General features: G+C 76.9%; 18 protein-coding genes. 8 read left to right on the forward strand and 10 right to left on the reverse strand.

Annotation, left to right across the window (positions count from 1 at the left end):
• The first annotated feature begins 160 nt into the window (after positions 1 to 160).
• Entirely contained in the window at positions 161 to 1,972 is a 1,812-nt protein-coding gene (locus tag OSB71_RS02795; RefSeq protein ID WP_265943752.1) for an acyl-CoA dehydrogenase, read from the forward strand.
• 86 nt (positions 1,973 to 2,058) lie between these two features.
• Here the strand turns inward: OSB71_RS02795 and OSB71_RS02800 are convergent, their stop codons facing one another.
• The 3 genes from OSB71_RS02800 to OSB71_RS02810 are packed head-to-tail and all read right to left on the reverse strand — an operon-like array spanning position 2,059 to position 4,810.
• Positions 2,059 to 3,204 carry a bifunctional RNase H/acid phosphatase gene (locus tag OSB71_RS02800; protein ID WP_265943753.1) on the reverse strand — a complete coding sequence of 382 codons (1,146 nt, stop codon included), beginning with the start codon at positions 3,202 to 3,204 and terminating at the stop codon, positions 2,059 to 2,061.
• Positions 3,205 to 3,212: 8 nt separating this feature from the next.
• Positions 3,213 to 3,956 (reverse strand): zinc ribbon domain-containing protein, encoded by a 744-nt coding sequence (locus OSB71_RS02805; protein WP_265943847.1) that lies wholly within the window; start codon positions 3,954 to 3,956, stop codon positions 3,213 to 3,215.
• A complete protein-coding gene (locus OSB71_RS02810) occupies positions 3,953 to 4,810 on the reverse strand; it encodes a Nif3-like dinuclear metal center hexameric protein (protein ID WP_265943755.1) in 858 nt (285 codons plus the stop codon). Before OSB71_RS02810 ends, OSB71_RS02805 begins: the two co-directional genes overlap by 4 nt.
• A 223-nt stretch (positions 4,811 to 5,033) precedes the next feature.
• Here OSB71_RS02810 and OSB71_RS02815 point away from each other — a divergent pair, with 223 nt between their 5' ends.
• On the forward strand, positions 5,034 to 6,788 hold the full coding sequence (locus OSB71_RS02815) for a hypothetical protein (RefSeq protein ID WP_265943758.1): 1,755 nt from the start codon (positions 5,034 to 5,036) through the stop codon (positions 6,786 to 6,788).
• 341 nt (positions 6,789 to 7,129) lie between these two features.
• Here the strand turns inward: OSB71_RS02815 and OSB71_RS02820 are convergent, their stop codons facing one another.
• Positions 7,130 to 7,504, reverse strand: a complete 375-nt coding sequence (locus tag OSB71_RS02820; protein WP_265943759.1) for a winged helix-turn-helix transcriptional regulator — start codon at positions 7,502 to 7,504, stop codon at positions 7,130 to 7,132.
• Between the two features lie 120 nt (positions 7,505 to 7,624).
• Here OSB71_RS02820 and OSB71_RS02825 point away from each other — a divergent pair, with 120 nt between their 5' ends.
• The 4 genes from OSB71_RS02825 (at position 7,625) to OSB71_RS02840 (ending at position 11,406) form a co-directional block, all read left to right on the forward strand.
• On the forward strand, positions 7,625 to 8,500 hold the full coding sequence (locus OSB71_RS02825; RefSeq protein ID WP_265943761.1) for an NAD(P)-dependent oxidoreductase: 876 nt from the start codon (positions 7,625 to 7,627) through the stop codon (positions 8,498 to 8,500).
• Between the two features lie 441 nt (positions 8,501 to 8,941).
• Positions 8,942 to 9,529 (forward strand): class I SAM-dependent methyltransferase, encoded by a 588-nt coding sequence (locus OSB71_RS02830; RefSeq protein ID WP_265943849.1) that lies wholly within the window; start codon positions 8,942 to 8,944, stop codon positions 9,527 to 9,529.
• 1 nt (position 9,530) lies between these two features.
• Positions 9,531 to 10,415, forward strand: coding sequence for an N-acetylmuramoyl-L-alanine amidase (locus OSB71_RS02835; RefSeq protein ID WP_265943763.1), 885 nt, complete (start codon positions 9,531 to 9,533; stop codon positions 10,413 to 10,415).
• A gap of 118 nt (positions 10,416 to 10,533) precedes the next feature.
• Positions 10,534 to 11,406 (forward strand): DUF5336 domain-containing protein, encoded by an 873-nt coding sequence (locus OSB71_RS02840; protein WP_265943765.1) that lies wholly within the window; start codon positions 10,534 to 10,536, stop codon positions 11,404 to 11,406.
• A gap of 278 nt (positions 11,407 to 11,684) precedes the next feature.
• On the opposite strand, the gene OSB71_RS02845 is transcribed toward OSB71_RS02840, so the two are convergent.
• Genes OSB71_RS02845 through OSB71_RS02855 form a run of 3 tightly spaced genes read right to left on the reverse strand, consistent with a single transcriptional unit; the run spans position 11,685 to position 14,900 of the window.
• Entirely contained in the window at positions 11,685 to 12,752 is a 1,068-nt protein-coding gene (locus OSB71_RS02845) for a prenyltransferase/squalene oxidase repeat-containing protein (protein ID WP_265943767.1), read from the reverse strand.
• Positions 12,749 to 13,510 (reverse strand): class I SAM-dependent methyltransferase, encoded by a 762-nt coding sequence (locus OSB71_RS02850; RefSeq protein WP_265943769.1) that lies wholly within the window; start codon positions 13,508 to 13,510, stop codon positions 12,749 to 12,751. Before OSB71_RS02850 ends, OSB71_RS02845 begins: the two co-directional genes overlap by 4 nt.
• A gap of 43 nt (positions 13,511 to 13,553) precedes the next feature.
• The gene (locus OSB71_RS02855) at positions 13,554 to 14,900 is read right to left on the reverse strand and encodes a glycosyltransferase family 4 protein (protein WP_416237182.1); all 1,347 of its coding nucleotides are present in this window, start codon (positions 14,898 to 14,900) and stop codon (positions 13,554 to 13,556) included.
• Between the two features lie 198 nt (positions 14,901 to 15,098).
• On the opposite strand from OSB71_RS02855, the gene OSB71_RS02860 reads away from it, so the two are divergent.
• Complete coding sequence (locus tag OSB71_RS02860; protein WP_265943771.1) at positions 15,099 to 15,797, forward strand: TetR family transcriptional regulator; 699 nt, start codon at positions 15,099 to 15,101, stop codon at positions 15,795 to 15,797.
• A 194-nt stretch (positions 15,798 to 15,991) separates the two neighbouring features.
• A complete protein-coding gene (locus OSB71_RS02865) occupies positions 15,992 to 16,597 on the forward strand; it encodes a response regulator transcription factor (RefSeq protein ID WP_265943773.1) in 606 nt (201 codons plus the stop codon).
• On the opposite strand, the gene OSB71_RS02870 is transcribed toward OSB71_RS02865, so the two are convergent.
• From OSB71_RS02870 to OSB71_RS02880, 3 genes are all read right to left on the reverse strand, one after another.
• Positions 16,520 to 18,523, reverse strand: coding sequence for an ATP-binding cassette domain-containing protein (locus OSB71_RS02870; RefSeq protein WP_265943776.1), 2,004 nt, complete (start codon positions 18,521 to 18,523; stop codon positions 16,520 to 16,522). The genes OSB71_RS02865 and OSB71_RS02870 overlap by 78 nt on opposite strands.
• Positions 18,516 to 20,264, reverse strand: a complete 1,749-nt coding sequence (locus tag OSB71_RS02875; protein WP_265943778.1) for an ABC transporter transmembrane domain-containing protein — start codon at positions 20,262 to 20,264, stop codon at positions 18,516 to 18,518. Before OSB71_RS02875 ends, OSB71_RS02870 begins: the two co-directional genes overlap by 8 nt.
• A gap of 405 nt (positions 20,265 to 20,669) precedes the next feature.
• Positions 20,670 to 20,786 carry a SapB/AmfS family lanthipeptide gene (locus OSB71_RS02880; protein ID WP_265943780.1) on the reverse strand — a complete coding sequence of 39 codons (117 nt, stop codon included), beginning with the start codon at positions 20,784 to 20,786 and terminating at the stop codon, positions 20,670 to 20,672.

Genomic DNA, 20,786 nt, shown 5'->3' on the forward strand with positions numbered 1-20,786 from the left:
GCAGCGGCACGCGGACAGCCGGGTACGAACAGCGGCGCGCAGGCAGGCGGGCCCGGGCGGCGGGATGCGGGCGGCCGGTGCGGGTGGTGGGGCCGTTGACAGGGTGCGGGTGGCGGGACGAAAGTTAAGCAAGCGCTTAGTCTCCCTGATCGGAGTGGTCATGCCCGCGTCCTCGGCCGACCCCGCCCTGCTGATGTCCCGACGGGACCTCGCCTTCCAGCTCTACGAGTGGCTCGACGCGGAGGCCCTGACCCGGCGTCCGCGCCACGCCGAGCACTCCCGGCAGACGTTCGACGCCGTGCTGGAGCTGAGCGAGCAGCTCGCCGCGCGCTACTTCGCCCCGCACAACCGGGCGAGCGACCTCCAGGAGCCGCGCTTCGACGGACGGACGGTCGAGACGATCCCGGAGGTGCGCGAGGCCCTGGCGGCGTTCGCGAAGTCGGAGCTGCTCGCGGCGACCATGGACGAGGAGCTCGGCGGCATGCGGCTGCCCCACCTGGTCTCCACCGCGTGCTTCAGTTGGTTCCAGGCCGCCAACATCGCCACGTCCGCCTACCCGTTCCTCACCCTCGGCAACGCCCGTCTGCTCATCGCGCACGGCTCGCCCCGCCAGGTGGACACCTACGTGCGGCCCATGCTGGCGGGCCGGTTCCTGGGCACCATGTGCCTGTCCGAGCCCCAGGCCGGTTCCTCGCTGGCCGACGTGGCCACCCGCGCCGAGCCGCGGCCGGACGGCACGTACCGGCTGTTCGGCAACAAGATGTGGATCTCCGGCGGCGACCACGAGCTGTCCGAGAACATCGTGCACCTGGTGCTGGCGCGCGTGCCCGGCGGGCCGCCCGGGGTGAAGGGGCTGTCCCTGTTCGTCGTGCCCAAGCGGCTGGTGGCCGACGACGGCACGCTCGGCGAGCGCAACGACGTCGTCCTGGCCGGGCTCAACCACAAGATGGGCTACCGGGGCACCACCAACGCCGCGCTGAACTTCGGCGAGGGCGCGCACCGGCCCGGCGGCGCGCCGGGGGCGGTCGGGGAGCTGGTGGGCGAGGCGCACCGGGGACTGGCGTACATGTTCCACATGATGAACGAGGCCCGCATCGGCGTCGGGGCGGGCGCGGCGGCCCTGGGCTGCACCGGGTACCTGAAGTCGCTGGCGTACGCGCGCACCCGGCCGCAGGGGCGCCCGGTGGCGGCCAAGGACCCCGCCGCGCCGCAGGTGCCGATCGTCGAACACGCCGACGTGCGGCGCATGCTGCTGGCGCAGAAGGCGTACGCCGAGGGCGCCATGGGACTCGTCCTGTACTGCGCGCGCCTGGTGGACGAGTGCCGCACCGCGCCCGAGGAGGCCGAGCGCGAGCGGGCCGGGCTGCTGCTGGACGTGCTCACCCCGGTCGCCAAGAGCTGGCCCTCGCAGTGGTGCCTGGAGGCCAACAGCCTGGCCCTCCAGGTGCACGGCGGCTACGGGTACACCCGCGAGTACGACGTCGAACAGCACTACCGCGACAACCGCCTCAACCCGATCCACGAGGGCACGCACGGCATCCAGGCGCTCGACCTGCTGGGCCGCCGCGCCGTCGCGGGCGACGGCGCCGGACTGCGCGCGCTGGGCGACGCCCTCGGCGCGACGGCCGCCCGGGCCACCGCGCGCGGCGGCGAGGCCGCGGAGCTCGCCGGGCGGCTGACCGCGTCCTGGGACCGGGTGGTGGCGGTGACGGCCGCACTGTGGCGCACCGGCGAGGCGGACCGGGCCCTGGCGAACGCGACGGCCTACCTGGAGGCCGTCGGCCACGTCGTGCTGGCCTGGATCTGGCTCGGCCAGTACCTGGCCGCCGACGGCTCCGACGCCTTCCACCAGGGCAAGCGGCAGGCCGCCCGCTACTTCTTCCGCCACGAACTGCCGCGCACCGGGCCGCAGTTGGACCTGCTGGCGAGTGCCGACACCACCGTGCCCGACACCGACCCGGCGTGGCTGTGACCGGACGGCCCGGGCCACGCACCGGACCGGCCACGCACCGGACCGGATGAGGCCCGGGCCGGCCGGCGGCGCGGCCCGGGCCTCCGCTAGCGCAGGTGGGAGGTGTCGTTCAGCAGGCGCAGGGAGGCGTTCCCGTCCGCGTAGTAGGCGACGGCCGACAGGGAGGCCGCCGACAGCTCCATCCGGAACAGGGACTCCGCGGGCGCGCCCAGCGCCAGCCGGGCCAGCGTCTTGACCGGCGTGACGTGGGTGACCAGCAGCGCGGTGCGGCCCGCGTACCGGGCGAGCAGCTTGTCGCGGGCGAGCGCCACGCGCCGGGTGACCTCCGCGAACGACTCCCCGCCGCCGGTCGGGGCCGCCGCCTCCGAGGCGAGCCAGGCGTCCAGGTCGGCCGGGTACCGCTCGCGGACCTCGGCGAACGTCAGCCCCTCCCAGGCGCCGAAGTCCGTCTCGCGCAGCCCCTCGTCCACCCGGACCTCCAGGCCCAGGCGGCGCGCGACGGGCTCCGCCGTCTCCCGGCAGCGCCGCAGCGGGGAGCTGACCACGGCCTGCACGGTGCCCCGGGCCGCGAGGGCGGCGGCCGCCGCCTCGGCCTGGCGACGCCCCGCGGCGGACAGCTCCGGGTCGCCGCCGCCGCTGCCCGAGAAGCGCTTCTGCGGGGTCAGCGCCGTCTCGCCGTGCCGCAGGAGCACGAACGTCGTCGGGGTGCCCGGATCCGCCGACCAGCCCGGCGGGGGCGCGGCGGGAGCCGTCTCGCCCACGTCCTCGCGCGAGGGCGCGGCGGCCGGGTCGGGCACGCCGGACGGGCGCCACTGCTCGCCGCGCCGCCCCGCGTCCATGGCCTCGTTGGCCAGCCGGTCCGCGTGGGCGTTCTCCGCCCGGGGAATCCAGGTGTAGCGCACCGCGTCGGCGGGGAACAGCTCGCTCGCCTCGGCGGCCAGCGGGCGCATGCCCGGGTGCTTGATCTTCCAGCGGCCCGACATCTGCTCGACGACGAGCTTGGAGTCCATCCGCACGTGCACCGACGCGCCGGGGTCGAGCTCGCGCGCCGCGCGCAGCCCGGCGATCAGGCCACGGTACTCCGCGACGTTGTTGGTCGCGGTGCCGATGAACTCGGCGGCCTCGGCGAGCACCGCGCCGGTGCCCGCGTCCTTGACCACCGCGCCGTAGCCGGCCGGGCCCGGGTTGCCCCGGGAGCCCCCGTCGGCCTCGACGAGCAGACGTCGTCCCATCGCCCGCGTCACAGCCCCGACTCGGGCGTGCGCACCAGGATGCGGCGGCAGTTCTCGCACCGCACGACCGTCTCCGGGGCGGCGGCGCGCACCTCGTTCACCTCGGTGATGTTCAGCTCCAGGCGGCAGCCCTCGCAGCGGCGCTGGTACAGCTTGGCCGCGCCCACGCCGCCGTGCTGCCCGCGCAGCTTGTCGTAGAGCCCGAGCAGGTCCTCCGGGACGGAACCGGCCACGACCTCGCGCTCCTTGCGCACGGTCTCGGCCTCCGCGTCGATCTCCTCGGTGGCGGCCGCGCGCCGGGCCCGGGCCTCCTCGACCTTGGCCCCCACGGCCTCCACGCGCTCGGTCAGCTCGGCGACGCGGGCGGCGGCGGCCTCGTTGCGCTCCATGATCTCCAGGACCACGTCCTCCAGCGTGGACTGGCGGCGGGCGAGCGAGGACAGCTCGCTCTGCAGGCTCTCCAGGTCCTTGGGGTTGGTGACCATGCCCGAGTCCAGCCGCTGCTGGTCCCGGGCGGCGCGCTTGCGCACCTGGTCGACGTCCTGCTCGGCCTTGGTCTGCTCGCGGGCGGTGTCGCCCTCCTCGGTCTGGGCGGCCACGAGCAGGTCGCGGAGCTGCGTCAGCTCCTCCTCGCGGGTGCGCACTTCGCCGTGCTCGGGCAGGTTCTCCCGGCGGTGGGCGAGCTGCGTCAGCCGCAGGTCCAGGGCCTGGAGGTCGAGGAGGCGGATCTGGTCGGCGGGCGCGGCGTTCAGTTGGGGGCTCCTGAGTGGTCGGGGTGGGTCCCGGACGCCGCGTGGGCGGTCCAGGGGTCGGTGACGGCGCGGGACACGTGCGTGCGCAGGCCCCAGCCGTGCCGTTCGGAGACGGCGTCGAGCTGCGCGGCGGCCTGCTCGCACCAGGGCCACTCGGTGGCCCAGTGGGCGGCGTCCAGCAGGGCCGGGGTGCCCTGCTCGCGGGCCTCGGAGGCGGGGTGGTGGCGCAGGTCGGCGGTGAGGTAGGCGTCCACGCCCACCGCACGCACCCGCGCGAACAGTCCGTCCCCGGAGCCGCCGCACACGGCGACGGTGCGGATCAGCGCGTCCGGGTCGCCCGCGGCGCGCACGCCCTGCGCCGTCGCGGGCAGCCGCTCGGCGGCGTACTGGGCGAAGGCCGCCAGCGACAGCGGCTCGGGCAGCTCGCAGACGCGGCCGAGACCGCGCCTGCCGTCCGGGTCCCCGGCGTCCGGCACCAGCGGGCCGGTGACGCGCAGACCGAGCGCCTCGGCGAGCGCGTCGGAGACGCCCGGGTCGGCGACGTCGGCGTTGGTGTGCGCGACGTGCAGGGCGACGTCGTGCCTGACGAGCGTGTGCACGACGCGGCCCTTGGCGGTGTGGGCGCCGACCGTCGTGGTCCCGCGCAGGTAGAGGGGGTGGTGGACGAGCAGCAGGTCGGCGCCGAGCGCGACGGCCTCGTCCGCCACCTCCTGCACCGGGTCGACCGCCAGCAGGACCCGGGACACCTCGGCGTCCGGGTCCCCGCAGACGGTGCCGACCGCGTCCCATTCCTCGGCCGTGGCGGGGGGCCACAGGGCGTCCAGCGCGGCGATGACTTCGGATAGTGCGGGCACGGGGCAAGGCTACCGTCCGTCCCGGCACCGGTGGCGGGCCCGCTCCCCCGGCCGCCGCCGACCGCCGCGTCCACCGCCCGGGGCGGCGGGGGCCGGTCAGCACACCGGCGCCGCCGTAACCCGGTAGACCCCGGTCCGGCCACCCGAACGGATGAACGCGGCCCCCTTCTCGCCCTGGCGGGGCGGGTGCTGTCCCTAGCGTCGCCCGTGGAGGTGCACATCGATGACAGCCTGTGCGACCGAATCCGGCACGGCGACCGACGACGTCCACGCGGCGCAGGACGGCGGCGACGGCGCGCCCCGGGTGGCCGCCGACGCGGACCCCGGCGGCAGCGGTGCGGCCGATCCGGGGCCGGGCGGGGAGGAGGGGCCCAGAGCCACGGCCCCCGCTCCCCCGCGGCCCGGCGCTGCCGCCACGCGGCGGACGCCCGCCGCCCGGCCACCCGCGCCCGCCGGAGCCGCCAGCGCCACCGGGGCCGCCGCGCCGCGCGGGGCGAGCACACCGACGCGCCGTGCGAGCACGCCGCCTGCGGCCGGGGCGGGGGCGCGAGCGGCTGGCGCGGGGGGCGGCGGGGCGCCGGAGGCCGGAGCCGCCGAACCCCGGGTCACTCCGGGCGGCGAGGCGCCCGGGGCCGGAGTGCCGGGCGGCGGGCCCGCGCCCCGGGCCCGGGGCGGGTTGCGCGCCGGGCTCGCGTCACACGCCGGGGGCGGGGCGGATCAGGGGGTTCCGGGGCCGCCGCCCTACCGGCCGCTGGCCTGTGTCGTCGCGGCCGACGGCAGCTACGCGGCGCGGCTCGCCGCGCCCGGCGGCGGTGACCGCTGGTGCCCCGAGCGGTGGACGCTCGACGGGCCGGAGCCCTACGCCGTCGCGCTGCCCGGGGTCCAGCCGGAGGACCCGCACGCCCAGCTCCTCCCCCTGCGCGACGGCCGCGTCCTCATCCTGCGCCGCACGGGCGACCGGTACCGGCCCGCGCTGCTCTACCCGACCGGTCCGGGCACCGGCGAGCTGCCGCTGGGCGCCGTGGAGTGCGCGCAGCTCGTCCTGCTGCCGCCGGTCCCGGGCGGTGCGGCGGCCTACGCACTCGCGCCCGGCGCGCGGGCCACCACCGTGTGGCGGTTGGTGGGCGGCGCGGGCGGCCCGGAGCCCGTCGCGGTCGTACCGGGTCACTGCACCGAGGGGAGCTGGCTGGACCACGGGGGACGGCTGCTGGCGCTGAACCGGCGGGAGGGGGACGGCCCGGTGAAGGCGGTGGTGGTGGACCTCGCCGCGGCCGACGCCGTCACGCCGCTGCTGGAGATCGCCGAGGGCAGCAACGACCGGCTGGTGCTGGCCGACCCGGACAGCGGGCTGCTGCTGGTGCGCTCGGACGCCCCGGGCACCGAGCGGCTCGGCTGGGGCGTGCTGGGCAGCCACCTGCCCGTCCGCTTCCCCGCGGCTCTCCACCCCGGCGGCGCCACCCCGGGCGCTCCCGTGACGGTGACCCCGTTCGCCGTCCAGCCCGGCCAGGCGCTGCTGGCGGAGAGCTGCGCGGTCGCGCTGCGGGTGGAGGGCGCGCCCGGCACCGGGGGCCGCCTCGGGCCGGGGTTGCCGTGGCTCGCGGTGTGGCGTCCCGGCTGGCGGGCCGTGCAGTACCTTCCGGCGCCTGACGGCTGGTTGCGCACCGGGCACTTCACGGCCGACGGCGAGCTGCTCCTGCCGTACGCGACGGCGACCGTGCCCTGCGGGGTCGCCCGGCTGCGTCCCGCCGCGCCGGAGGACGGCCCGCCCGCCCCGCCGCGGCGCGCGGCACCTCGCCGGCCGGAGGGGGCGGCGCCGCGCCCACCCGCGCGAGGGCCGGAGCCGGTCCCGTCCACCGCCCCCGCCCCACGCCTGGCCACCGCTCCGACCACCGCCCCGGACCCGGGTGCGGCGGCCGAGCCCGTGTGCACCTGCCGACCGGTGCCGCTGCGCGAGGCCCTGGCCACGGCGGGACGCTGAGCGCGCGCTCAGCACGCGCGCCGCGTCAGGCGCCGCCCGGCAGGCCCGGCGTCCGGCACGGCGTCCGGCCAGGGCACGGGGCAGCTCACGCGGGTGGGCACAGGGCACCCCGCCGGACGCCGGGCCGGGCCGGGCCGGAAGACGCCGACCCGGCCGACACCGACACCGGCACACGGGTACGGGCACGGGCACGGGACCCGGCGGTCAGGAGGTGCGGTACTCCGGGGTCACCGGGTGACCCGTGCCCGTACCGCCCTCATGGCTGACCGGCCCTTCGCGGAATCCTCTCGCGGTGCTGCCGCCCCAGCGCCCGGTCCCACGGTCCGGCCCGCCCGCGTTCCTCAGCGGACCGGGCCGGCAACGTCGACGGAGACCTTTTCGGCTCCGATCCGCCGCATGCGGTCGGTTCCCCACTCCCCCAACGAGGTCAGGGCCGCGTCGAGCGAGATGCCGTGCTCCGTCAAGGAGTACTCGACCTTCGGCGGCACTTCCCGGTACACCTCGCGGTGCACGAGCCCGTCCTCTTCCATTTCCCGCAGGTGTTGAATCAGCATCTTCTCGCTGACGCCCGGCAGGCCGCGCCGGAGCTCGGCGAACCGGCGGGTCCCGTAGTGGCGCAACTCCCAGAGGATCAGCGGCTTCCACTTGCCGGCGACCACGTCCATCGCCGCGTCGATGCCGCAGAAGTAGGGACCGCGTCGTGCTGTCGTCGCCATTCGCCCCCCAAGAGGCACTTACCCGGAAGTGAGTACCTCACTAATAAGTCGGTACTGGTCAACCCTACCGGCGGCGGAGAGGATTCCGGAGAACGACGAACACGAGGGGGAGCACCGAAAATGACAAGCGACGACACGACCCGGGTGAGCGTTCTCGGACTGGGGGCGATGGGCAGCGCTCTCGCGGACGCCCTGGTGAAAGCCGGATACGCGACGACGGTCTGGAACCGCTCGCCCGGGAAGGCGGACGACCTGGTCGCGCAGGGCGCGAGGGCCGCTGCCACGCCCGGCGACGCGGTCCGGTCCGGACCGCTGGTGATCGCGTGCCTGCTGGACCACGCGTCGGTCCGTGAGGTGCTCGACCCGCTCTCCGGTGACCTGGCCGGACGCACCCTGGTCAACGTCACCACGACGTCACCGGCGCAGTCACGGGAGTTGGCCGCCTGGGCCGCCCGCGCCGGGATCGCGTACCTGGACGGCGGCATCATGGCGGTACCGGAGATGATCGGCCGGCCCGGGGCGTCGATCCTCTACAGCGGGTCCGCCGACGTCTTCCACCAGCACAAGCCGCTGCTCGACCGGTGGGGGGCCAGCACCTACTTCGGTGAGGACGCCGGGCTGGCCTCCCTGTACGACCTCGCCCTCCTCGCGGGCATGTACGTCATGTTCGCCGGGTTCATGCACGGCGCCGCCATGGTCGCGCCGGCCGGCGTGACGGCGAGCGAGTTCGCCGCCAAGGCCGCCCCCTGGCTGACCGCCATGACCAGCGCCTTCCAGGAGTACGCCGAGGTCATCGACGGCGGGGACTACACCGTCGCGGGTCAGCAGAGCCTCCGTTTCTCCAACCTCGGTGACCTTCTGGCCGCGAGTGCCGACCAGGGCATCAGCACCGAAGTGGTCGACATGGTCCAGCGGCTCATCCAACGCCAGATCGACGCGGGCCACGGCGAGGAGGGCTTCGCCCGCATCATCGAGAGCATCAGGCAACCGGGCTGAGGGCTCGCCCGGCCGGGCGTGGGCCGTGGCCGTCCGGTGGGCCGGTCGTCCCAGCGGCGGCACTCCGGACGCGGGGACGCGTGTGCCTCCGGGGTGCGTACCGGAGGCGTGTGCGCCTCCGGGATGCGTACGAGAGATGCCTGCGCCTCCGCGTGCCGGGGGTGCGTGCGGCTGCTGACGTGGGGCGGCGGCGCTTCGGCCGGGGACGGCGCACGGTCCGCCCGGAGGGGCGGCGTCCCCGGCACCGGGCCCCCGGGGGCCCGGCACGTACTCCGGTGCGGCAGCATGAGCCGCATGACCAGACCACACGCCCAGTCGGCGCGGCCGTCGGCGGCACGCCCGGACCCACGGCCGGCGGCCCCGCCGGAGCCCGGTGCGGCGGCCGCGCCGTCCGGGCCGGAGCCCGGGCTGCTCGCCGCCTTCGAGGCCGCGAAGGGGTTCATGCCGCGCCACGAGGGCCTGGCCCTGTACGCCGCGGCCCGGCGCGCCGCGCGTCTGGGCCACCCGCTGCTGGAGGTCGGCACCTACTGCGGGCGCTCCACCCTGCTGCTCGCGGACGCCGCGCGGCGGGCCGGGGTCACGGCCGTCACCGTCGACCACCACCGGGGCAGCGAGGAGCAGCAGCCGGGCTGGGAGTACCACGACCGGGAGCTGGTCGACCCGGCGGTGGGCCGGATGGACACGCTGCCCGCGTTCCGCCGCACCGTGCACGCCGCGGGCCTGGAGGAGCACGTGCTCGCCCTCGTCGGCCGGTCGCCGCAGGCGGCCGCGGTGTGGCGGGCGCCGCTGGGGCTCGTCTTCATCGACGGCGGCCACACCGAGGAGCACGCGCGCGCCGACTACGTGGGGTGGGTCCCGCACCTGGCCGACGGCGGGCTGCTGCTGATCCACGACGTCTTCCCCGACCCGGCCGACGGCGGCCGGGCCCCGTTCCACCTCTACCTGCGTGCGCTCGCCTCCGGGGCCTTCGCCGAGGAGCCGGGCACCGGGTCGCTGCGCGTGCTGCGCCGCACCGGGCGGGGCTGGTGAGGTGAGGCCCGCGCGCCGCGCGTTCGTCGCCGCCGCCGTCCTGCTGCCGCTGTGCCTGGCGGGCGCCCTGGTGTGGCTGCTGAACCGGGCGGGCGGGGAGCGGACCCCCGCGCCCCGCCCGCCCGCGCCCACCGCTTCGGCTCCGGACGCCCCCGCGCCGTCCGGAGCGCCGGAGGCCGGAGCGCCGGAGGCCGGGGCGCCGCTGCGGGGCGCCGTCGTCGTGCTGGACCCCGGGCACAACCCCGGGAACGCGGAGCACCCGGACGAGCTGGCGCGGCTGGTGGACGCGGGGAACCACCGCAAGCCGTGCGACACCACCGGGACGGCCACCGACGGCGGTTACCCGGAAGCCGAGTTCACCCTCGCGGTGGCGCGGGCGGCCCGGGACCGGCTCGAAGAGCTGGGCGCGACCGTGGTGTTGACACAGGACGCCGACCGGCCGTTCGGGCCCTGCGTCGACGAGCGGGCCGCGATCGGCAACGAGGCCGGGGCGGACGCGGTGGTCTCCGTGCACGCGGACGGTGCGGGCCCCGGCCAGCGCGGCTTCCACGTCATCCTGCCCGCCCGGGTGCGGGAGGGGACGGCCGACACCCGTGGCATCACGGACCCGTCGCGGGCGCTGGGGACGCACCTGGTCACGGCGTTCACCGCGGCGACGGGCAGCGAGCCCGCCCGGTACCTGGGGCCCAGGACGGCCGCCTCGGGCCTGGACGTGCGCGACGACCTCGCGGGGCTCAACCTCTCGGCCGTCCCCAAGGTGTTCCTGGAGTGTGGGAACATGCGGGACCCCGACGACGCCGCGCTGCTCACCGACCCCCGGTGGCGCGACCGCGCGGGACGCGGCGTGGCCGACGGCGTCGCGGCGTTCCTCGCGGACCGCGGTTGAGCACGGGGCGCGGCACCGAACCAGGGGGTCGTCCACCAGTTGACCGGGGAATCCGTACGATGGGGGCCGCCCCCGCGTATGACCGGATCATGACGACGAGATCGACGAAGGACCTGACGTGAACAACCGCTCGCTCAGCCGAGGCGACGCAGTGGTGATCGGAGCAGCGGTCGTGCTGTTCATCGCCTCGTTCCTCGACTTCTACTCCGCCGGGATCCAAAGCTGGAACGGCTGGTCGAACTTCTGGTGGCCGGTCATGCCGTCCGTCTTCCTGGCCGGTTTCTTCGCGGCCGGTCTGATCGCGGGGTCCCGTTTCCTGCCGTCCGAGCCCAAGCCGCTGGGCCTGAAGCTGGACCAGTGGGGCCTGGCGCTCGCCCTCTTCGCCCTGTGGACCTCGCTGTGGACGCTGCTGAGCGGCGCCAGCTCGTTCAAGGACGGTCTGGACATCGGCGCGGGGCAGATCATCTCCTTCATCGCCCTCCTCCTGCTCGCGGCCGGGGCCGTGCTGACTCACTTCGTGCCCGCGCTGCGCGCGCCGCTCATCCCGGCCGGCGGGCCGAAGCCGGCGCAGCCGTACGGCCAGCAGGCCGGTTACGGGTACCCGGCCCAGGGCGGCCAGCCGTCCTACGGCTACCCCGGCGCGCCGCAGCCCGGCGCCCCGCACGACCCGCAGGGCTCCTACGGCGGCCAGCCCCAGCCGCACGGCGCCCAGCCGTCCTACGGCGGCCAGCAGCCGCACCAGCCGCAGGCCGCGGCCCAGCAGCCGCCCGCCGCGCAGCCGCAGGCCGACCCGAACTTCCAGCCGTTCTGGTTCGCGGTGCCGGTCGCGCGGCCGCTGGTCGGGGAGGACGGCTCGCCGCAGCCGGTCGCGGAGCTGACGCCGGGCACCTGGTACCTGGCGGTCGAGCAGCGCGGCCAGGCACTCGTCGCACAGACCCAGGACGGCCGCCGCGGGCTGCTCCAGGACACCTCCGGCATCCAGCGCGGCTGACCGCACGGCGCGGCAGGTCCCGCGAAGGCCCCGGCTCCCGCCGCACGCGGGGACCGGGGCCTTCGCCGTCGCGGGGCCGGCGGCCGGGCGCGCGCGGGTGCCGGCCGGGGCGCGGGCCGCGCGCCCGTCCGGGAGGCAGCGAAAGAGGCGGTCGGGGCGGAAGCGCGCGGCGGCCGAGCGGCAGCAGCCGGCCGAACCGCGCGGGGCCGGGCGTCGGCAGCAGCCGGCCGAGCCGCGCGGGAGCCCGGCCTCCGCAGCGGTCGGCGCGGGGCCCGGCGTCAGCAGCAGTCGGGGGCCAGGCCGCGCGGGAGGCCGGTGGCGCCGAAGACCTCCGTCGTCGCCTCGTCCCCGCCCAGCGCGGCGGTGGCCAGCAGCAGGGAGCCGGCCGTCCACGCCGTCTGCTCGCGCGGCCACACGGCGTCGTCCGCGTAGACGTAGCCGGTCCAGTACATGCCGCTCGGCGCGCGCAGGTGGGTGATGGAGCGCAGGATCTCCACCGCGCGGTCGGACTCCCCCATCGCCCACAGGGCCAGGGCCAGTTCGGCGCTCTCCCCGCCCGTCACCCAGGGGTTGGGCACGACGCAGCGCACGCCCAGGCCGGGGACGACGAAGCGGTCCCAGCCCGCCTCGATGCGCTCCTTGGCGGCCGGGCCGGTGACGGCACCGGTGAGCACGGGGTAGTACCAGTCCATCGAGTAGCGGGACTTGTCGGCGAACCGCTCGGGGTGGTGGGCGATGGCGTGGCCCAGCCGCCCGGCGGCCAGCTCCCAGTCCGGCTGCGGCTCCTCGCGGTGTTCGGCGATGGCCAGCGCGCACCGCACGGCCTGGTAGACCGAGGAGCAGCCGGTCAGCAGGGCCTCGGTGCGCACCGTGCCGTCGGCCTCGCGCTTCCAGGCGACCTGGCCGCCGGGCTGCTGGAGCGCCAGCACGAAGGCGACGGCGGCGGAGACGACGGGCCACATGCGGTCCAGGAAGGTGTCGTCCCCGGTGGCGAGGTAGTGGTGCCAGACGCCGACGGCGACGTAGGCGCAGAAGTTGGACTCCCGGCCCCGGTCGGTCGGCGCGTCGGCGGCGCCGTCCGCGTAGGCCGCGTACCAGGAGCCGTCGGGGAGCTGGTGCTCGGCGAGCCAGCGGTAGGCGGCCTCGGCGCGGGCGTGCTCGCCCGCCGTGTCGAGCGCCATCGCCGCCTCCACGTGGTCCCAGGGGTCCAGGTGGTGGCCGCGGAACCAGGGGATCGCGCCGTCGGGCCGCTGCTGGGCGAGGATGCCCGCGACCGTCACCGCGGCCTCCTCGGCCGTCAGCACGCCGGGCAGGACGAGGCGTTCGGTGCGCTCCGGGCTCGTCACGCGGCGCCCCCGGCGGAGGGCGCCGCGGTGCGCGGCAGGCGCGGCTTGGTGGCGTAGGCGACGAAGCTCTTGCCGATGAGCGGGTCGAGCGCGCGCTCGGCGAGCCGGGTGGCCAGTGGCTTCTTCATGATGTCCCACACCAGGAGCTTGTGGTAGGCGCGCACCGGCAGCGCCGCGTCCTGGCCGTCCCGGTGCACGCCGAAGGCGCACTTGAGCCACCAGTAGGGCGAGTGCAGGCCGTGCGCGTGGTGGGTGCCGTAGGGGCGCAGTCCGGCCTCGCGGAGCTTGGCGAGGAGTTCGTGCGCGCGGTAGATGCGGATGTGGCCGCCCTCCACCTCGTGGTAGGCGTCCGAGAGGGCCCAGCACACCTTCTCGGGGCCGTAGCGCGGCACGGTGACGGCGATGCGGCCGCCCGGGCGCAGCACGCGCACCATCTCGGCCAGCACGCCCTTGTCGTCGGGGATGTGCTCCATCACCTCGGAGATGATGACGACGTCGAAGCTGTCGTCGGGGAAGGGCAGCGCCAGGGCGTCGCCCTCCATGGCGGTGGCCGTGGCGCCCGCCGGGGCCTCGCCGGCCTCCCGCATGGCGGCGAACCAGGTGGCCACCTCGCGGATCTCCGCCGCGTCGCGGTCGAGCGCGACGACGTGGGCGCCGCGCCGGTAGCACTCGAAGGCGTGGCGTCCGGCGCCGCAGCCCAGGTCGAGGACGCGGTCGCCCGCGGCGAGCGGGAACCGGGAGAAGTCGACGGTCAGCACAGGGGTTCTGCTTTCGTGGCGGGGGTCGGGGCGGGCGTGGCGGTCAGGTGCGCGGTCGGGCGGCGGTGCGGGCGATGGCCTCGCGGTAGTGCTCGGCGGTGCCGATGGCCGCCTGCCGCCAGGTGAACCGGCTGAGCACCCGGGCCCGCCCGGCCGCGCCGAGGCGGGCGCGCAGCGGGGCGTCGTCGAGGAGGCGGCCGAGGGCCGCGGCGAGCGTGCCGGCGTCGCCGGGCGGCACCGCCAGGCAGGTCTCGCCGTCGGGCCCGGCGACCTCGGGGATGGCGCCGCCGGTCGTGGCCACCAGCGGGGTCCCGGTGGCCATGGCCTCGGCGGCGGGCAGCGAGAAGCCCTCGTAGAGCGAGGGGACGCAGGCGACCTGGGCCCCGCGCACCAGGTCGGCGAGGTCGCGGTCGCTGAGGCCCTTGACGAACTCGACGGGGCGGCGTCCGGTGCGGTCCGGCACGTGCAGGCCGAACCGCTCGATGGCGGCGGCCACCGGCCCGCCGTCCGCCCGGCGGCCCACGACGACGAGGTGCGCGCCGGGCTGTTCGGTGCGGATCTTGGCCAGGGCCTCCACCAGATGCACCAGTCCCTTGAGCGGGACGTCGGCGCTGGAGGTGGTGACGATGCGTCCGGGGACCTCGGGGACGGCCGGGTCGGGGGCGAACAGGTCGGTGTCGGCGCCGATGTGCACGACGTGGACGCGGTCGCCGCGCACGCCGAGGTGGTCGACGATCTCCCGGCGCGAGGTGCCGGAGACGGTGAGCACCGACGGCAGGCGGCGGGCGACGCGGCGCTGCATGCGGGTGAAGCCGTACCAGCGGCGCACGGAGAGCCGGCGCCTGGCGGTGTCGGCGGCGGCCAGGTCGAGCTCGCGGTCGACGGTGACGGGGTGGTGCACGGTGGTGACCAGCGGGGCGCCGAGCGCGCCCGGACCGCCGAGGAGCCCGTAGCCGAGCGTCTGGTTGTCGTGGACGACGTCGAACGCGCCGCGGCGGGCGGCGAGGTGGCGGCGGGCGCGCAGGGAGAACGTCAGCGGCTCGGGGAAGCCGCCGGTCCACATGGTGGCCACCTCCAGCGCGTCGATCCAGTCGCGGTACTCGCCGCGGCCGGGGGTGCGGAAGGGGTCGGGCTGCCGGTAGAGGTCGAGGCTGGGCAGCTCGGTGAGGGTGACGCCGTCGTCGACGACCGGGTAGGGCTGGGCGCCGATGACCTCGACGCGGTGGCCCAGGCGCACCAGCTCGCGCGAGAGGTGCCGCACGTAGACGCCCTGGCCGCCGCAGAAGGGGTTGCCCTTGTAGGTGAGCAGGGCGACGCGCAGCGGGCGGTCCTCGCCGCCGCCGGCGCGCCGGGGTGCGGACGCCGCGTCGCGTATGGCCTCTGCGGTCACTCGCCGTCCGTCCCTTCGTGCCGGATTTCCGCGGGAGCGTATCCGCTCGCGCTAAGGTAGAACAAGTTTCAGTCCGCCGGACGGCGGGCCGCCGCCTCCCTGAATCTACCGGCCGGTCACCACGCCGCTGAGAACGGAGCCGGTGATTCCCACCACGGTTCCCCGACCACACCGACGACTTCGAGCCCCCACGCCACCATGACCTCTTCCGCCACACCGCCATCGGACCGGCCCCCCGCCCCGCCGACGCCGCCCGGCGCACCCGGCGCACCCGGCGCGACGGGGCACCCGCCCGCCGGGCCCCCCGCCGCACCGCGCTCCGGACGGCAGGAGGCGCGGCGGCGGGAGATCCTGCGCGCCGCGACGGAGCTGGCCCGCGCGGGCGGCTACGACGCCGTGCAGATGCGCGAGGTGGCCGAGTCCGCCGGGGTCGCGCTGGGCACGCTGTACCGCTACTTCCCGTCCAAGATCCACCTGCTGGTGGCCGTCCTGCAGGACCAGCTACGCCTGCTGCACGCCACGGTGCGCGAGAACCCGCCACGCGAACGGGGCGCGGGAGCCCGCGTGGCGGCGGCGCTGATGCGCGCGTTTCACGCCATGCGGGACGAGCCCCACCTCGCCTCCGCGATGGTGCGGGCCCTGACCGCGGCGGACCGCTCGGTAAGCGCCGAGGTCGACACCGTGCTGGCGAGCACGACGGGGATCGTGCTGGAGGCGATGGGGTCGCGCGAGCCCGTGCCGCCGGCGGCGCTCTCGGCTGTCCGGGTGATCGAGCACACCTGGTTCTCCCTGCTCATCGCCTGGCTCTCCGGCCGGGCGACGATCGCCACGGTGCGCACCGACCTCGCGACGGTGTGCCGACTGGCCGACGCGCCACCCGGCGCGGGCGAGAACTGAGGGCGCACGGTAGGCGCGCGTGCACGCCCCGTATGCGCCCCCTTACCTCCCCGTGGCCGACTTTGTATGGTCGCTCCCGAGCCGGGCCGACTTCAATGGCGCTGTCGCCGCCCCGGTAGGGCCACGCGCCTCGGGGTAGACGGCAACAGCACGGCAGTCAGGGCTGGTTGCGGGATTGGCGGAGGGAAGCGTCAGTGATCCGGGTGTTACTCGTGCACGACACACGCCTGTTGAGATCGGGACTGGCCGAACTGCTCAGCAAGGCACAGGACATGACCGTGAGCACCGCACCGTGGAAGCGGGCGGGCCGCGCCGCGCGCTCCACCGGGGCGGACGTGTGCGTGGCCGACGTCGAGGAGGGGGGCACCGGCGACCAGCGGGACCTGGACGCGCTGCGCCGTGAGATACCCACCCCCTCCTGCCGCCTCCTGGTCCTGGCCAGCCCGGGGCGCCCCGGGCCGCTGCGGCAGGCGTTCGAGGCGGAGGCCCTGGGGTTCGTGAACAAGGACGCCAGCCCCGAGGAGCTGTTGACCGGGATACGGCAGGTGGCCAAGGGCGAGCGCTTCGTCGACGCCTCGCTGGCCTTCGGCTTCCTCCAGGCCACCCAACTGCCGCTGACCCCCCGCGAGCTGAGCGTGCTGTCCCTGGCGGCCGAGGGGGCGTCGGTGTCGGAGATCGCCCGTTCGCTGCACCTGAGCAACGGGACGATCCGCAACTACATGTCAGCGATCACCCGGAAGACCGGAGCCCGCAACCGGGTGGACGCCATCTGCATCGCCCAGCGCTCCGGCTGGCTCTGAGCGGGCCGCCGCCGGGCCGTCTGTTCCGGCCGCCCCTTCACCCCCGGGCTCGTCCCCGGCCCCGGACTCGTCCCCGGTCCCGGATTCCCCGCCGCGTCCGTGCGCGGGCTCGTCCCCGGGCGCGTTCTCCGCCCCGGGCGTGGCCCCGCCTCCGGTCCCCTCACCGCCGCCGCTCCCCTCACCCGGCGCGCTCCAGGTCCCGTCCCAGCTTCCGGCCAGCTCGCGGTAGAGCGCGGAGGTCTTCGCCAGCTCCGCGGGGGTGCCGCACCGCGCGCGGGCGCCGTCCAGCACGAGCACGCGGTCCGCGCGCCGGGCCGAGCTCATCCGGTGGGCGATCACCACGAGCGTGCCGGAGCGCGCCCGGAAGGCCGCCTCCGCGCGGGCCTCGGCGGCCGGGTCGAGGTGGCAGGTGGCCTCGTCCAGCACCACCAGCGGCGCGGGGGCCGCGTACGCCCGGGCCAGCGCGAGCAGTTGCCGCTCCCCCGCCGAGAGCCGGTCCGGCGCCACCTCGGCGTCCAGCCCGCCCAGGCGGGCGGCGAGCGCGGCGGCCCCGGTGGCCCGGAGCGCCCGGTGCAGCACGGCGTCGCCGACCGGGCCGCGGCACAGGTAGGCGAGGTTGGCGCGCAGCGTGCCGGAGAAGACGTACGCCTCCTGCGGGACGAGCGCGACCGGACCGCGCACGGCCAGGTGCCCCGCGCTCGGCGCGAGCAGCCCCGCCAGGAGCTGGGCCAGCGTGGACTTGCCGATGCCGCTCGGCCCGACCACGGCCAGGTGTCCGCCGCGCGGCAGACTCAGGTCCACGCCGTCCAGCACCGGGTGCGCGCGCCGCCCGTAGGCGAAGCTGACACCGCGCAGCTCCAGCGCCGCGCCCGGGTCCCGGGGGGCGGGCGGTGGGTGCGGCACGGCCGGCGGGGCCGCTCCCCCGGTGCCGCGCAGCCGTCCGACGACGACCGCGAGCCGCGCGCCCGCGTTGCCCAGGCCGTGCACCAGGCTCTCCAGGGCGGGCAGCAGCGACTGCAGCAGGTAGGTCAGGGCCCCGGCCAGCGCGCCGGTGCTGACCCCGCGGGACAGCAGCCAGGGGGTGAGCAGCAGGAGCAGCACGACCGGCAGCCGCCCGCCGACGCCCAGCGCCACCGCCCGGCTCACGCCCCAGCGCGCCAGCGCCCCGGCCGCGCGGCGTTCGGCGTCCACGTGGGCCCGTGCCCGGGCGCGCGTAGGGGCCTGGGCCCCCGCGGCCACCACGTCCCGCAGCCCGCCCGCCGTCTCGCTCAGGTGCTCGGCGATGGCCTCGTCGGCCACCAGGAAGTCCCGCTGCCGCCGCGCCAGCGGACGCAGCGAGAACCCGAAGACCGCGAGCCCGAGCACCAGCGGAGGCACCACCACCAGCAGCAGCAGCGGGTGCAGCGAGGCCATCCCGACCAGCGCGGCGGCGGAGGTGAAGACGAAGGCGCGCCCGGCCATGAGCAGACCGGCGAAGCTGTCCCTGGCGATCTCCACCTGGTGCGTCAGCCGGGAGACGGCACCGGAGTCCCGGGCGCGCCCGCGGCGGACGGCGGCGTGCAGGTCGCTGCCCACGACGCGCTCCACCAGCAGGTCGCGCAGCGGCTCGGCCAGGTCGGCCACCGCCCGGTACACGCGCCCGGTGCCCACGGCGCCGACGAGCACGCCCAGCGCGCCCACGCCCAGCCAGGCCAGGCCGGCCCCGGCGTCCCCCCGCAGGAAGCCGTCGTCCAGGGAGTGCGCGACGGCCAGGCCGAGCAGGAGGGTCTGCGCGGCCTCCACCACCGACCAGCCCGCGAGCGCGCCCAGCGCGCGGGGACGCCGCCACAGCCGCCGGGCGCCCGCCGCGAGCAGGCCGCGGGCGCCGAACTCTCCGCGCCCCGTGCCGGTGCGTGCCGGGTCCTCGCCCGCGGGGGCCTCACGCATCGGCCGCCCCCGCGGCGTGGCCGGCGGGCGGGCCGGTGTCGGCGTCGCCCGGGGGCTGCGCCGGGTCGGCCGTGAACACCGCGCGGTAGTCCGGGTCGCGCCACAGCCGGGCGTGCGGGGCCAGGGCGCGCAGGCGGCCCGCGTCGAGCCAGGCCACCAGGTCGGCACGGGCGGCGGTGGTGGCGCGGTGGGCCACCACGAGCTGGGTGCAGGCGCGGTCCGGGTCGAAGAGCACGGAGGTGACCTGCCGTTCGGTGCTGGTGTCCAGGCTGGAGGTGGCGTCGTCCAGGATGAGCAGACGTCCCTGGTGGGCGAAGGCCCGGGCGAGGCCGAGGCGCTGCGTCTCCCCGCCGGAGAGCGGGGCGTCGGCGCAGGCGGTGGCGTAGCCGTCGGGCAGGGTGCGGATGAAGCCGTCGGCGCAGGCGGCCCGGGCGGCGGCCCGGACGGCGGCGTCGCCCGGCGGGGCGGGGCCGAGGCCGATCGTCCCGGCGAGTGTGCCGCCGAGCAGGGCGGGACGCTCGAAGGCGTAGCCGACGGCGGCGCGCAGCGCGGTGGCGTCGACGGAGTCCAGCGGGACGCCGTCGAGCAGCACGGTGCCCGCGCTGGGTTCGGCCAGCTTCCCGGCCAGCCGGGCCAGTTCGGACTTGCCCGAGCCGGAGCGCCCGACGATCGCGACGGTGGCACCGCCGGGGACGGTGAGGTCCACGGCGTCCAGCACCGTGGCGCCGTCCCGCACCGCGCTGACGCCGCGCAGCTCCAGCCGCCCGGGGCCGTCCGGGAGCGGGGTGGTGCCGTAGGGCACGGCGGGCACGGCGTGCACCTCCGCCAGCCGCTGCGCGGACGCGCGGGCCCGCACCAGCGCGGCGATCCGGCCCGTCAGCACGCCGATGCCGCCGGCGAGCACGGCGTAGCGCGCGGCGGCGAGCAGGTCGCCGACGCTGAGTCCGCCCGCGGCCAGCAGCAGGCCGGCCGCGGCGACGACGGCGAGCTGGAGCAGCGGTACGAGCGCCGCGGCCTGCGCGGCGGCCCGGCCCTGCACCCGCCACATGCGGTACCCGGCGCGGCTCAGTTCGGGCAGCGGACTGAGGACGCGGGTGCGCTCGCGCTCCAGCGTGCCGGCCGCGGCGACGGTGCGGGCGCCCGACAGCGCCTCGGCCAGCCGTCCGGCGATGCGGCCCTGCGCCTGCTGGTACCGGGCGACCGCGTCCCCCGAGGTGCGCGCGAACGCCCGCAGCAGCAGGACGAGGACGGGAGCGCCGAGGAAGAAGACGGCCGCCAGCCGCCAGTCGATGAGCGCGAGCGCGGTGATCCCGCCGAGCGGGAGGACGAGGGCGGCCAGGAGCGCGGCGGCGGTGGCGGGAGCGGTCCCCGCCTGCGCGGCGAGCGCGGTGCCGCGGGTGACCAGGTCGCCGGTGCTGAAGCGGGCGGCCCCGGCCGGTCCGACGGCCAGCACGTGGCCGGTCAGGCGGTTGCGGAGCCGGGCGGTGGCGTGGGCGCTGGTGGTGCCGGTGAGGACGGTCTCCACGGCGTCGAAGACGAACAGCGCGGCCAGCAGCCCGGCGCTGACCAGCAGCCAGCCGGTGGCGGGCGCGTCGGCCAGCAGGAGGTCGAGGGTGCGGCCGAGCGCGGCGGGCAGCAGCAGGGTGGCGCCCGCGTCGGCGGTGGTGATCAGGGTGAGGGCGGCGGCACGGGGAGCGCCGTGCCGCAGGGCGTCGAGGAGGAGGCGGTCGGCGGGGCTCATCGGTGACGTGCTCCTCGGCGTTTCCCGGCTTCTCGGCGTCGCGGGCTCCTCGGCGTTTCCCGGCTCCTCGGCGTCGCGGGACTCCTTCGGTCCCGTGGGCTCCCGGCGTCACGGGGCTGCGCGGCCCCGTGGGCCGCCACTCCCGTGGGCCTCCGGCTCCGTGAACCGCTGCCGCGCCCCGGGCGGCGGGCGCCGCCGCCGGGACCGGGTGCGGCGCGCGGGCGGCGCCGGGCGGTGCGCGGCGCCACCGCGCGGGCCCCTCAGGGCCGCACACGGCGGCGCCCGGCCCCGCGCGGGGCGCGGAACCGGGGGTACGGTCCCGGGCGGGTACGAGCCGCCGCCCGGGACCGGGCCTGCGTGACGCGGCCTCAGCGGGTCACGTCAGCAAACCGCCGGCTGACCGGATCAGAGGCACAGGATGGTGCTGGCACCGCTGTGCTTGTCGCAGGCGAGCAGGCTGACGTTGCTGCCCGCGTCGGTGCTGTCCGGGGTGTCCATCTTCTGCAGGTCGAGAAGCGCCAT

The sequence above is a fragment of the Streptomyces marinisediminis genome (assembly GCF_026262575.1).
Lineage (GTDB): Bacteria > Actinomycetota > Actinomycetes > Streptomycetales > Streptomycetaceae > Streptomyces > Streptomyces marinisediminis.

What these genes read in the sequence shown, in the direction of transcription:
- OSB71_RS02795 (WP_265943752.1), top strand. Translation starts at nt 161, where the DNA reads ATGCCCGCGTCCTCGGCCGACCCCGCCCTGCTGATGTCCCGACGGGAC.
- OSB71_RS02800 (WP_265943753.1), bottom strand. Translation starts at nt 3,204, where the DNA reads ATGGGACGACGTCTGCTCGTCGAGGCCGACGGGGGCTCCCGGGGCAAC.
- OSB71_RS02815 (WP_265943758.1), top strand. Translation starts at nt 5,034, where the DNA reads ATGACAGCCTGTGCGACCGAATCCGGCACGGCGACCGACGACGTCCAC.
- OSB71_RS02820 (WP_265943759.1), bottom strand. Translation starts at nt 7,504, where the DNA reads ATGGCGACGACAGCACGACGCGGTCCCTACTTCTGCGGCATCGACGCG.
- OSB71_RS02825 (WP_265943761.1), top strand. Translation starts at nt 7,625, where the DNA reads ATGACAAGCGACGACACGACCCGGGTGAGCGTTCTCGGACTGGGGGCG.
- OSB71_RS02830 (WP_265943849.1), top strand. Translation starts at nt 8,942, where the DNA reads ATGCCGCGCCACGAGGGCCTGGCCCTGTACGCCGCGGCCCGGCGCGCC.
- OSB71_RS02860 (WP_265943771.1), top strand. Translation starts at nt 15,099, where the DNA reads ATGACCTCTTCCGCCACACCGCCATCGGACCGGCCCCCCGCCCCGCCG.
- OSB71_RS02870 (WP_265943776.1), bottom strand. Translation starts at nt 18,523, where the DNA reads ATGCGTGAGGCCCCCGCGGGCGAGGACCCGGCACGCACCGGCACGGGG.
- OSB71_RS02875 (WP_265943778.1), bottom strand. Translation starts at nt 20,264, where the DNA reads ATGAGCCCCGCCGACCGCCTCCTCCTCGACGCCCTGCGGCACGGCGCT.
- OSB71_RS02880 (WP_265943780.1), bottom strand. Translation starts at nt 20,786, where the DNA reads ATGGCGCTTCTCGACCTGCAGAAGATGGACACCCCGGACAGCACCGAC.